Annotated in this window: 14 protein-coding genes and 1 pseudogene; 8 read left to right on the forward strand and 7 right to left on the reverse strand. The window is 44.4% G+C overall.

All coding sequences use genetic code 11. The features are described from left to right. Positions 1–249: 249 nt before the first annotated feature. Positions 250–408: a hypothetical protein gene (locus F7734_RS09850; protein WP_155744497.1), complete on the reverse strand. Its 159-nt coding sequence runs from the start codon at positions 406–408 to the stop codon at positions 250–252. Between the two features lie 113 nt (positions 409–521). Here F7734_RS09850 and F7734_RS09855 point away from each other — a divergent pair. Further along, a pseudogene (locus F7734_RS09855) lies at positions 522–711 on the forward strand (hypothetical protein); the annotation flags it as partial. Between the two features lie 574 nt (positions 712–1,285). Here the strand turns inward: F7734_RS09855 and F7734_RS60615 are convergent. The 5 genes from F7734_RS60615 to F7734_RS09880 form a co-directional block, all read right to left on the reverse strand. Beyond that, a complete protein-coding gene (locus tag F7734_RS60615; RefSeq protein WP_166481828.1) occupies positions 1,286–1,768 on the reverse strand; it encodes a helix-turn-helix domain-containing protein in 483 nt (160 codons plus the stop codon). Positions 1,769–1,812: 44 nt separating this feature from the next. Further along, the gene (locus tag F7734_RS09865; RefSeq protein ID WP_155744498.1) at positions 1,813–2,772 is read right to left on the reverse strand and encodes a hypothetical protein; all 960 of its coding nucleotides are present in this window, start codon (positions 2,770–2,772) and stop codon (positions 1,813–1,815) included. Then, a complete protein-coding gene (locus F7734_RS09870) occupies positions 2,772–3,677 on the reverse strand; it encodes a hypothetical protein (protein WP_155744499.1) in 906 nt (301 codons plus the stop codon). The genes F7734_RS09865 and F7734_RS09870 overlap by 1 nt, the downstream gene beginning before the upstream one ends. Further along, a complete protein-coding gene (locus tag F7734_RS09875) occupies positions 3,668–4,732 on the reverse strand; it encodes a hypothetical protein (protein ID WP_155744500.1) in 1,065 nt (354 codons plus the stop codon). Before F7734_RS09875 ends, F7734_RS09870 begins: the two co-directional genes overlap by 10 nt. A gap of 69 nt (positions 4,733–4,801) precedes the next feature. Then, positions 4,802–5,434: a hypothetical protein gene (locus F7734_RS09880; RefSeq protein WP_155744501.1), complete on the reverse strand. Its 633-nt coding sequence runs from the start codon at positions 5,432–5,434 to the stop codon at positions 4,802–4,804. A 78-nt stretch (positions 5,435–5,512) separates the two neighbouring features. Between F7734_RS09880 and F7734_RS09885 the strand changes: the two genes are divergently transcribed. Both F7734_RS09885 and F7734_RS09890 read left to right on the forward strand, forming a co-directional pair. Further along, positions 5,513–6,070, forward strand: coding sequence for a thermonuclease family protein (locus F7734_RS09885; protein WP_155744502.1), 558 nt, complete (start codon positions 5,513–5,515; stop codon positions 6,068–6,070). A 17-nt stretch (positions 6,071–6,087) separates the two neighbouring features. Continuing rightward, positions 6,088–6,978, forward strand: coding sequence for a methyltransferase domain-containing protein (locus F7734_RS09890; RefSeq protein ID WP_155744503.1), 891 nt, complete (start codon positions 6,088–6,090; stop codon positions 6,976–6,978). A gap of 441 nt (positions 6,979–7,419) precedes the next feature. On the opposite strand, the gene F7734_RS61805 is transcribed toward F7734_RS09890, so the two are convergent. Then, positions 7,420–7,641 carry a hypothetical protein gene (locus F7734_RS61805; RefSeq protein ID WP_207714062.1) on the reverse strand — a complete coding sequence of 74 codons (222 nt, stop codon included), beginning with the start codon at positions 7,639–7,641 and terminating at the stop codon, positions 7,420–7,422. Between the two features lie 191 nt (positions 7,642–7,832). Between F7734_RS61805 and F7734_RS09895 the strand changes: the two genes are divergently transcribed. From F7734_RS09895 to F7734_RS09915, 5 genes are all read left to right on the forward strand, one after another. Continuing rightward, entirely contained in the window at positions 7,833–8,183 is a 351-nt protein-coding gene (locus F7734_RS09895) for a hypothetical protein (RefSeq protein ID WP_155744504.1), read from the forward strand. Positions 8,184–8,482: 299 nt separating this feature from the next. After that, positions 8,483–9,019, forward strand: a complete 537-nt coding sequence (locus tag F7734_RS09900) for a DNA-binding protein (protein WP_166481829.1) — start codon at positions 8,483–8,485, stop codon at positions 9,017–9,019. A gap of 65 nt (positions 9,020–9,084) precedes the next feature. Further along, positions 9,085–9,855 carry an AAA family ATPase gene (locus F7734_RS09905; protein ID WP_155744506.1) on the forward strand — a complete coding sequence of 257 codons (771 nt, stop codon included), beginning with the start codon at positions 9,085–9,087 and terminating at the stop codon, positions 9,853–9,855. 82 nt (positions 9,856–9,937) lie between these two features. Beyond that, positions 9,938–10,951: a metal-dependent hydrolase gene (locus F7734_RS09910; RefSeq protein ID WP_155744507.1), complete on the forward strand. Its 1,014-nt coding sequence runs from the start codon at positions 9,938–9,940 to the stop codon at positions 10,949–10,951. Continuing rightward, positions 10,948–12,075 carry a hypothetical protein gene (locus F7734_RS09915; RefSeq protein WP_155744508.1) on the forward strand — a complete coding sequence of 376 codons (1,128 nt, stop codon included), beginning with the start codon at positions 10,948–10,950 and terminating at the stop codon, positions 12,073–12,075. Before F7734_RS09910 ends, F7734_RS09915 begins: the two co-directional genes overlap by 4 nt. The last annotated feature ends 303 nt before the right edge of the window (positions 12,076–12,378 follow it).

Raw genomic sequence — 12,378 nt, forward strand, 5'->3', positions numbered from 1 at the left:
AGATCCAGAATCACGTTAAAACCTTACACACTAAGGTTTTAATTCGTCCCCCCCTCACAAAATGAGCGAACGTACAGCACTTATGCATGGAAGAGTTGGTTGTCATCATGTATGACGAATACCGATCGTATCCGCGCCGGAAATAACATCTGGAGTTTCGAACTGTGTGGGATAGATATGACGTAATATCTACCCCAGTTTTTTAAGTTCTGTCCAAATAGCTTTATCACTGTCCGTTCGCTCATTTTTTCACAGTAGTTGAATTTTATAAAAGTTTTGTGGGACAAGGACTTCAACTTTTGGAGAAGATTTATCCTCTTCCTCTTGATTGACAATTGCTAGTACGAAAAAACTACTAAATTGCGATCGCAATCTTGGGAAAGTCTGAAACACCAATTCTGTCGTCATTAATTTGAAAACTCCGATCAAAAAAAGCGAACGGACAGTTATCAAACAAGTGTAACAAGGAGAAATAAAATCCCTAATAGAAGACATATAGTTGGAGAATGGAGAACACTTAAATGCTGGAATCATACCGCAGGCACGTTGCAGAAAGGGCACTACTAGGAATCCCCCCCCTTACCTTTAGATGCAAAACAAACATCTTCACTATGTGAATTACTGAAAAATCCTCCTGCGGGTGAAGAAGAGACATTACTGCACTTGTTGCGCGATCGCATTTCTCTTGGGGTCGCTTTATTTAAGAAAAGCCTGGATTCACCAGGCAATTGTTCAATTAGTTTCAACTTAATCTTACCGATGAAAACGAAAAATTCAGTAACCCGCCGTCTCAACGGCAAGAGAAAATCTTGGCTCTGGCGAATTAGGCAACTATGCCGATTCTGGCAACCAATAGTTGCTGTTCTTGCTGCACTGATTGGGCTTATGGTCCAGTTCTGGCAACCAATCTTGGAAGCAATAGTGCAAATAGCCAAAGTGTTATCCCAGCTTTTGGGTAGGTAGTAGCCAGTTTCCTCCGGGGGCAATTTATTTGCTCCTGGTAGCGTTGCAGGTTCGGGAGTAAGTACCTTTACCCGTTCAGTGTACTGTGCAATTGCAACAGTAAAGTTTTGTAAAAAACGTTCTTCGAGGACAGTAACATAAAGCAAGTCGTTCCATTGAGTTACAGCCTGAAATCGTTGCGTTGGGCTAGTTCAGTCGTATCGTCCATCGGTACTCGGTATCGGAACTTTTAAGGCTCACGCCTTCCACCAAACGGGCGGACACTCAGTCCATAGATAAACAAAAGTGGAAGTTACTCAAATACATTCACTGCTCTTTTTGACTACACTTTTCGATACCTGAGTGGAGTTTCACGCCTACCAAAATACTCTTGACGAATCTTGTTCACAGTCGAGTAAGGAACTCCCAAAAACGCACCTATCTGTCTACAGCTCCAGTTTTTACGCTCATCACCCTCTGGTAATTGATTGATGAGTTCCAAAAAACTAATGACCGCTTGCCGTCTCTCAATTACCGATAACCGTGGAGTCAGCTTAACCAAATTGCCAATTTTATCGGGGGGTAATGATTCCCCATTTACATTCACTTGATTTTGAGTTTCGACCCAAACTCTTGCACCACAGCTTAAAGGGCGATCGCGACTATAAACGACAGTAGCAACAACCTTGCCTTCATTATCAAGTATTTCTACAGTATTTCCGTAAATATTTTTACCGCCAGACTTTACCGTAATAACTGGCAAGTCAGCGCCTTTGTTGTTAGCGCGGATGTTATGTTGGTTAACGTGAATTCTGGAAACTGTCATATTTTTAACCTTTTATTTTTATATTTCCCTGTGCCATCTGCACACTAACATGATGGAATTGTGGAAGTTTCGACTACCGATGACCAGCTTACAGGGAACGTTAACCCTTGCCTAGAAACGACAAAGTTTGAGGCATTCCCTAATTGCGATCGCTCTACCACAAAACACGACGAGGAACCCGTGACCGTGTAAGTCTTCGATTGTGCTGGATTAGCTGCATTCTTGACGATGTACGTGCCTGGTGGAACACTGTTGATTATTAACTTATTTGCGGATGAGTTTTTACTAGCTTTCGGCTGTGAGGTTTGCGAGCTAACTGTAGTTGTACTTGTGCTACCACTAGTACTGTTCTGCGTTGTTGTGGTTGTGCTACTGTTTGATGTCGTGGTAGTTGAACTACCACCTACACTGGCAACGGCAGTTTTGAGGTTCAACCCAAAAGGTACATACAGAGCACCTTTTACACACAACAAAGATTTCCCTTGAGTGAAGCTACTGGGTAAGAAATCAGCTCGCCCCCCGGTGATAGTTGGTAAATTTAACTTGCTCGCTTGTGCCTCACCCAATTTCACAAACCCGCAATCGTTAGATAGTATCTGGCGGGTCGTCTTATGGTTAAGTAATTTGATGGTGTAAGCCGAACCTGAATTTTTATTCGTTATTGCGATCGCTCCTGTCGTGGTTCTAAAGGTTGTGGGATACCCAGTTAGCTGACTACAGTTTTCTGGTAGCTCGCGTATTGTCAAATTTGAGTTTGGGTCTATAGTTTGACCATCTACAGCAAAAGACTCAGAAGAGCGAACCAGTAGAACGCCGCAAGAATTAGCGATCGCAGCACGTTCTACAATCTTGAACACGTCTATATTGACCGTAGTGTTTGGCTGAACACCGTAAAGGATAACCGCATCACCACTCTTGTAAACTGTAGCTTGTTGTGCTGTTACAGGTAGTAGGTAAAATACCTGTGCCAGTTGCACAGTTAGAACCAAGTAAAATTTTTTCATCAGCAACTGGGAATTGAAGTTGTTGTTAGTCCAATCCAAGAATAGGGATAAGAACCCGTAAAGCTAGAACCTGTGACCATCAGCGTTGACGGAGAACCAATAGTCGTGCGATCGACTACCAAGCATGATTTTGTGACCGAAACATTTTTAAACTGTACGGGATTTGTGGCATTCGACACCTTATAAGTTCCATTGATAAGATTTTGCAATATAAAATTATTGCCGTTCTTGGCGGCAGAGGGATTGGTAGGAGCAGTTGCACCAGTACTACCACCACCACTACCACTTCCACCACCAGCAGAAGCCGTGACGGAAGCCCCTTTGTTAAAGCCAACCGGATAGTATAACTGACCTTTTATGCAAGAAAGCGGTGCTGATTCAGGGAAATAGGATAATTCAAAGTTCGCTTTTCCTCCATCACTGGTAGGAAGTCCCAGCGTAGAGCTAACAACCTCTTTACCTAACCTGACGAACCCGCAAGGATTGACGGTAAACTTTCTAGTTGACTTATTGTTTGGGATTTGAACTGTGTACGCTGTTCCGGAAGTTTTACCAGTTATTGCGATCGCGCCAGTATTGGTCTTGAAAACAGTAGGATATCCAGCCAGATCGGTACAATTGCTAGGAACATTTTGCTTAAGTTCCAAATTATCAGCCGGATTGTAAGTTTGACCGTCTACAGTAAAAGATTGTGAAGATTTAACTGATATCACTCCACAAGCATTTGCAACTACTGCACGGGTCAAGTCTTTTGTTAGATCGACTTCAATTGTTGAGCCTGGAGTGAGATTAAACAGATAAACTTGACCGGAGGAGTCTTTAAAGGCAGATACAGACTGTGCAAGTACGGGACTTGCATAAAAGACAGTAGCACAGAAGGAGAAAATAACTAATTTTATTGACATGATTGAATTGCGGATAACACTGATAAAACTTTAATAAACTGCCTGCTGGGATTTTTGCCTAATTCGATATCAGCACTTTGACCTTCCCAGGTATCGGTATAATCAACGTTATTAAAAATTGCTTGGTTGTTGGTAGCAGTGGCTTCAGAGTAAATATCATCTTCGGGAGTGGCAACATAATAACTAGTTCCTGAAGTCAGCCCAGTGACTAGTAATTGAGATGAACCAATCTTACAGAAAGTACTTCCGACGGGTGGCAGTGGAGATTGTACTGTCGTTCCCCCTCCATTCCCAGTTCCACCCCCAGCGTAACCAGGGCCACCATTACCTTCTGTCTTTATCTCGATCCAATCCGTTCCACTTCTTTGGACAAGTGTAATTCCACCACTAAAGGATGGTGGATTTTGAGTTCTCCAATCACTTTCGCTAACTGAATTTACCGGAGTTGGAGCAGGATAACCGACGTAAAGAGTGTTTAATCTACAGCGAATTCCTCTGCTAGCTTGACCTGTAGTTGAGTAAGCTTGCCCATCGAGAATAAACGCTTTTGGGGGATTAGTATCTAATCTCAAAGAAATCATTCCGCAAAGGTTTGCTCTTAAGTTTCTAACAGGATTGATGGACAATAACCTTAAAGTTAATGCTCCATTGGGAGTGAAACCAGAAATAAACAGAGTACCCTTATTGTCCTTCCAGAGTTCCCGCTTGACTGTGGGTTGTCCGTTGCATCTTGAAGTCTCAATAATTGGAAGGTTTTTATTCTCAAAACCATAAGTTTCGCCCTTTTTCTCATCCCGGATTTCAAACTTATCGCTCTCTTGAAATCCTTTGGAGTAGGCGATTCTAAGAATTCCACAAGAGTTAGCAACAGCACTTTTTATTAAAGGCATTCCTCCTAAATTAACTTGATAGTATTTGTTAACTTCTAAACCTCGTATATGGAAATACCCATCATTGCCCTTGTAGCCAACAATTTGGGCAAGTGAGATTGTGGGAATTAAAGGGATTGCGGCGATCGCCACAATTGTACTTGAGATAACTGCAAATAATTTCATATCAAAAAAATAGCGATTCAAACTTGAATCGCCAAATCAATATCGGAAAAGGTTTAACGACGACGCACTTTACGGCCAAGTTGAAGGGACGTAGCCAGTGCTTATGCCATTTGCAGTCCTACATAAAGGTGGCTTGCTCGCGTCTGGAAGGGAAGAAACGGTGTAGTTTGTAGTGCCTACACTGAATGTGCTTGGTAATGGTGTAGTGGCTGTAGCTTTAATCTGACCAAAACCGCAGGCGTTAACAGTTACGGTTTTAGCACTGGGCTGAGGAAGTTCAATTGAGATTGCCGTGCCAGCCGTCTTACCGACGATGACCACTTCATTATTAGGAGTCTTAAAGTTAGCGGTGCGGGGTTCAGCGAACGCACCGTTACTGCACGCTGGTAACGTATTGGAAGGTAAAGTACTGGCATCAACAGCAGTACCATCAACCTTAAGACCCGTAAAGGCTCCGCTAGCTGGAGGTGAAATACGGACTTCTCCACAGCTACCCACAATCTTTGCTGTAGTTTTTGGAACTGACCCCAGGCTGACTGTAATCTTGCTCCCTGGAGTGCCGGAGAAGACAACGACTTGATAAAGACCATCTACGCCCTTATATACAGTGTTGGAACCAAAGGGAATTGCCATTGCCGGGGCTGTTATTGAAGCCGTAGCAGCAATAGTAGATATTAAGCTTAAAATCCTCAGTAACTTCATTTTGGAAATGGAATATTAATAGACTTTAGATTAATATCGGATGTAAACAATACTTTGTGAATTGTCAATTATACTGATATGAGTTATTGGAAATATCGTAGAATAACGGGTTTTGTCTCTACTCTTGTACTTGGTTTTACTGTTGGTGGGTGTGATAAATTACTCACAAAAGCTGAAACTCGCACTCCTGAGCCTGCTGATACATGGTTTGTTGTGAAGATAAGCGATGGAGATACTATCAAAGTTCGGCAAACCAACGGACAGGAAAAGAAGATTAGATTCTGTGGAATAGACTCCCCAGAAAAATCTCAACCTCTAGGTCAAAAGTCAAAAGCTAATCTACAAAAGCTTATTAATGAAGCTGACGGACAAGTTCTAATTTCAGAAGTTGAGAAGGATAGGTATGGGAGAACAGTTGCAGAGGTGTTTACCTCAGTTCAGGGTAAAGAGCGATCGCTAAACGAAGAACAACTGAGCAGTGGAAACGCTTATTACTACGCCAAGTATGCTGCAAAATGCCCGAATAATGAGGTCTTCGCTAGAGCGGAGGCGATCGCTAAGCAAAAGCGCCTAGGCGTGTGGAGCGGAGATTTTGAAAAGCCCTGGGATTACAGAAAAAGAGTTAGAAATGATTAGCTATTTAATTAACGACCATGAACAATAAGGCGCATCTCGCGGCTATGCCCCGCAAACGTTTATCTTCTACAGCTAGATTAATACTCAAACTTGGCTTACTTTCTACTGAAGAATCTTACTTAGATTACGGCTGTGGAAGAGGTTTTGATTTTCAAAAATTGGCGGAAATGGGATACGACACAGCAGGCTATGACCCCTATTACTTTCCTGACACTGGTGTGCTGAAACCAGTTGATTTTGTGCAGTTCAGTTATGTGCTGAACACCATCTACAATCCAAGGGAAAGAAAGACTACTCTCTTAAAAGCTTGGAGTTTGGCTAATAAGAGGATGGTCGTGGCGGCAGTTTTGAGGGGAAGCCCGACGGAGAGATGGACCCCCATAGGAACTTTTAGTAAGGAATGGCGGAATGTTGAGTTAAGGGGGTTTATTGAAAGTAATTTGGGTTTTGCTACGACAAGAATTGATAAGGATAAGTTTTTAGTTGAAAGGGATGGACAACAGTTTAAACCACTACATCATAAGGAAGTTTTAAAAAGAGTGGAGGCAATCGCAAATGAAGGGTGGGTCGCTCCTTTTTCCACAGTAATTAAGAAGTATTACAGCAATCTATCGTATCGCCCCACTTACGGGACAAAGGAGTTTGAGGAATGGAATCAGGAGAAAGCACACTATAGATTGATGTGCAGCCAACCATGGCTGCCTGGGAAAAATGGTCCCGTGAAAGTGCTTCATTTACGAGGTGGGTTGAACTCAGAGCACGGGCAGTGGGCTATTGAGGGTTTGAAGCGCAGAAATAAAATCGCATCTTTAAAATTTCGCTGTATCGAGCAGAGTTTCTTGCACGAGTTCAGTGGATGCAAGGATTTCAGCTTTTTAGATGCAGAAAAAGTGAAAATATATGAATGAATAAAACTTTAATTCTTAATTTGAGGGGAGAGTTAACGCTCTCCTTTTTTTTGTTTATCGCCTAATGGCATCGAAGGTAACGGCGCGATCGCTTGGGGTTCTACACCTGGCAAACACGCTCATTGCTCAACGCCAACCAAAGGCATCAAAGATTTTACAGAAATTATAGCTATGTCTGTGCAAGTTGCACAGTTAAAAGCCCAAAGTCTCTAAAGTAAACACGCTTCAATCATACCGCGCCGATTCCATCGGTCAACACAATCAGGACGCAGATTCTCGCTCGCGCTCCCCAAAACCGCGAATCCCCAAACGACAGATATTGTCTTAATATCTCGCCCAGTTTTTACGCTCAAAAGGTTTAATTTCTGTCCCTTTGACTTGGCTAGCATATCCTTCCACCGTCGCCCGAGCTTCGCCTGTGGCTCCGCTCCGGCGGGTCCCTCACTGGCTTAGCTGGCGTTTGCCCGCGTCTGTCCTGTCCTCCGAAAGGTTACACAAACGCCAGCCAAGCCAGACTAGACTGCCTCCCACCTCCCCCCAACCGGATCGCACTCCCCCCGTTTGAATTAAAAGATATCCTGTCCGAATCAAGCGTGTGGGGGGCGCGCCCGGTTGGCCACCCACCTCGGCTAACGCATCTCTAGCAGGTTGTAGTGCTTGCATGAGACTGGTTCTGTCATATCCAAAGAACCGAACCTGGCTTTTCTATTATAGCTCCGGGGTCAAGGGCTTCGCGAGCAGCAGTCAATTGTTACTGCGTTTTGTTATTTGGGAGAGTTCCCCCAAACCCCCCACTGCTGCCCTTGACCTCCTCCGCTTTTAAAAAGTGTCCAGGTTCGTTGGGGGTTCAGGTTATGTTTCAGTTTGATTTTCTTCCTGTTTCCATTTCTTTTCGTGCTGCGGCTTCTAGTCCAGCGTGTGAAGCGGCTTCTATTGGTTGGGTTGCTGAGTTGGGTTCTAGTGCTGGTGCTTCTTTTCTGTGCATTCGTCCTTCCACTCGTTCCTTCAGTCAGTGGGTTTGCTGTGTCTACTTTGGTTCTGGGGTTGCAGCTGCTGAGTTCTCTGACTCGGTTGCATTTCGTTGTGGGTTTCCGTTCTGTGCTATTCGTTCAGTTGGTGAGTGGTGCGTGGTTTCTGTTCCTGTGGTGGTTGCTGAGGTGCCTGCTGTTCCTGGTGGGTTGCCTTGTCTCTACGTTTCTTTCTAGTTAGTTGTGGGGGGGGGTTCAGTCCCTCCTTTTTTTTGTCTCGGTGTAGCCTGAAGTCCTTGCATGAGACTGGTTCTGTTCTGTCCTGTATCGGTACAGACTGTCGGAAAGATTAAGGCTACCGCCTTCAAACCAAACAGTCGGACATTCAGTCCGTAGATAATACAAAAATCCTCAAATTCTTAATCCCATGGTACAGATAACTGACAAAAATCTTCAACGGTACCACCGTAATTTCACTCTGTACCATGTTGCCTTTGGAACTGTACCATTTTCTTGTGTACTGTACCATCAAAACTATGGAAGTCGAAAAGAGTCTGAAAGAAAAAGTTTTTGAAACTTGCGATATTATGGCGCGAGAAAAAAAAAGTATTACGAGGAATGCGGTACGAGCTTGTACCGGGGGTAGTGACAGAGATGTGTCTCGATACATAGCAGAATGGAAAGCTGAGTACCAAAGATCGGCAATAGAAGTGTCAACAAAGGGCGCTGTTTCTCAACAATCCGAAGAATCAGCTGCAATAGATGATGGTTCTGTACCACCATCCGGTACAGAATCTGGTACAGGATTTGGTACAGGAACGGGAGCTTATAGCCAGAATCCAGAGGATGATATAGCAGCAGTAGCTAGACGTGGCGCTGAACGAGCAGCTGCAATGCTTGCTGGAGAGAGCGTATTAACCAATTACTTTTTAGAAAACCCGGATAAGCTACCCGATGATTTAAAGCAACAGGTAAAAACCATGCAAAATAGGGGAAATCAGTTAACCGCCGCTAGACAGCAGCAATATAATCCTGATTTTTTCGTAGCGAGGGCGATCGCCAGTCTTCAATAGTAGAGGACTGTGCAATTGGCACACCTCAGCAATTAGCTGATTTTCGCCCCAAGATTACCGAACAAGTGCTCAGCAGCTTACAACAAGGAAAATCAATTTGTGTGCTTGGCGAGCCTGGTGCTGGTAAAACACACCTTGCGAAGCTAATACAGGAGCAGCTTGACTGCGCTTACGGAGTTTATCGGGGAGATAACACTAAATGCTTGCAAATGATTGCTGAGGGGCTAGGCGTTGACACTCATGAAATAGATGAGGAAACAGGAGAGCAGAAAAGGGCATTGACTGCAAAACAGTTAAAGGATGCGATCGCTGCCAATTTAGGTGAAACTGTTTTAATTGCCGACAATGCCCATAAATGGACAGCCAGCTTAAAGGGTTGGCTTGAGGAGTTATGGGAAGAGGGGCATACTCTATTACTTCTAGGTAATAGAAGGGATTTAGAGGGCGTACTTTTTAAGGTTCCTCGTCTGCCCCTACCCGCCCTCGATGAGCAGCAGTGTCGTTCTATTATTTGGACTGAAGCTGCAAAATTGGGTGTAGCCGTTACACCACCCAAAGCAGCAGAGTTAGCGAGCAAAGCAGGAGGTAATCCTTTGTTAGCTCAGCGTTTAGTGCTCGAGCTGCAACAGGGTGTAGAGAGTCCTCATGATGGCAACAATTACAGGGATATCACACCATTCTTGCTGGCATCTGCTGGTTTGGTTGGCGCAACTCGATTTATTGGCTTAGCTACTGGCGATATCTTTTTGAGAGTTGTTGGAGGTCTCGCTATTACCCTATTTTTCTCGTTCCGAAGTTTGGCGTTGTTATTTCCTAAAGGAGATCGAAGAAGATGAATGGAGAATATTTAGCTTTTTTAATTGGAATTGGGCTTTATTTTTTGGTTAAGCTCTTGTTCGCTGAAGAGAGCGATTGATTATGATGGCGGTTACCCACGTTGCGATCGCATTGGCTGGATCGGTTTGTATCACGGGCAGTGCCGATCCTCGCGTATTACTTTTGGCGGGAATCGGCTCACAAATACCAGACTTGGATACTACTAAGTCATGGGTAGGACTCGCATTTTTCCCATTAGCTAGGTTTATTGAAGAGCGCTACCCTCACAGATCGGTAACTCACAGCATTTGTCTGAGTCTAGCGATCGCACTCCTCACCTTGCCTGTTCTGTTCCTCTACGGTTGGCAATTGTGGTTGGCTATGCCACTCGGTCACCTTCTATCATGTTTCAGCGACTGTTTTACTCGGTTGGGATGTCAGTTTTTCTGGCCCATCAACAAAGATATTTGGGTAGGAGGTTTAAATCCACGAAACAGGCTCCAAACCGGGAAACCGGGCGAATATGCTGTGTTGGCTAGTGCTGTCTGCATCTTCTGTATCGCTTTTTACGTGGTAACAGGTGGAGGGGGAGTTCATCAGTGGGTCACGCAAGTGTTATTTCCTACTCCCCAAACAGCTGTAGAGTTACTCAGGCAAGAGAACCAAAAAGCGATCGCTATCAAAGTTGAGGGTAATCGCAAAGTTGATGGCTCGCTCGTAAATGAGATATTTTGGGCGATTGCCGCCAATGGCTCAATGATTACTGCGAAGTCCGCAACTGGCGAAATCCTTCGAGTTGGGGAAGCAGGAGAGATTAGTCCTAAACGGGTTGATGTTTTAGCCGACAGACTCCCAATCAAGATTAAGCGACAGCAAATTGAGGAAGCTGAAGCAGAATCATGGATAAACAGTCTCTCAAACGATTCGTTAATTGTGGGAACACTACAGCTTGAGGATGCAGCCGATTTAGAGTTGCCACTTCCTAAACCAGGGAGAATGCAAACTGTGAATCGTAGCGTTGATGGTGTCGTTTTAGACCACGCATCTAAGCAAGATTTGCGATCGCTTGATGAGTTCTTTATTCTTTCAGGGGAGGTGATTATCAAACAGCTATGACACGCGAATTTTGGGGAATATTCGCAACTTTAACAGCAGCAGTGTGTGGGGTAGCCGCATACTCGCAAACTGTGACTGTCAACGTAAAAACACCAGTTGCACAAGCACAAATCACGCCACAACCAAAAACAGATATTCCAGTTGAGGTGTTTAAAGGTAAGTCAGGTGAAAAATCAAGAAGTTTACGGCTGTCTATAACGGTTGACAATCCATCGTATTTATTAATCAAGGAAGGCGACGAAATCAAGGAGGGGCAAACGATTTCGGATAATAAGCTTGAACGCGATCGCTTGCTGAAGCAGCGTAAATCCGTTGAACTTCAGATTAACAACCTCAAGTCTAAACCTATACTTCAACCAACCAAACCAACACCACCACAGCAATCCAACCCAATACCACCAGCCAGCTACGCGGAGGAACAGGCGGCCATAGCCCAGGCACAGTTACGGCTAACTCAATCGCGATCGCTACTTCAATCAAGAACCTCAGTTTTAAATGCTGATAATCCAGAGAGAAGGGCTGAGGCTGAGAAAGCAGAGGCAGTTTTGCAGGCTGTTTCTCAAAAGACTGAGGAGCAGCGACAGCTTTTACAGTCTATGGGCGATCTAAAGTTGCAATCAGAGATTATTCAACACGAGGAAGCAAAGCTACGCCAAGTGGAAGGGGAGCAGGAACAGGCTAGATCGGCGTTAGAGCAGGCAAAGGGAAGATTAAATGCAGCTGCTATCGAACAGCAACAGCAATTACAACAACTACAATTAGCTGTGCAATTGGCACAGTCAGAACATGAGTTAACAAAGTCTCGGTTACAAGCAGCTATCAATAGGAGGCAACTTGTAGAGTACGCTGCTTCAGTTGACCGAGTTGAGCGATCGCAAAAGGAGCAGCAGCTACAGCAGGAATATAGCAGACAACAACAAATTTACGAGCAAGCATTACGAGAGCGTGAGTATCAACTAGCGCAACTCTCACTATCCCTAGCGAGTGTAGATGAAAAACTCAGCCAAATCCCCTTAATACGCTCTCCAAAAAACGGACATATTAGACGAATAAAACCATGGACTGGCAACAACGGAAAATACACAACCACAATCACAATATCAAGTAGCACAACAAAAAAATAAAACAACAAGTAAATAAAAAACCTGGGGTCGTGACGCGCAAGCTAGGCCAGACTAGGGAACAACGAGGCCGAACGAGCGAGGGAATGACTGTTGAGTGAGGAGGAACGACGAACGAAACAGGAATGACCGAGAGTACGAGTGAGGACGAGAAGTATGCTTGCGGCTGACTCTCAAGGAGATGAATAAACTGGCGGCTGACTGGGGAACAACGAGGACGAACGAGCGAACGAGGGACTGACTGTTGAGTGAGGCACGAACGAAACAGTTAGTCCCGAAATGCGCGAGTGAGGACGAGAAACCAAC

The sequence above is a fragment of the Scytonema sp. UIC 10036 genome (assembly GCF_009725235.1).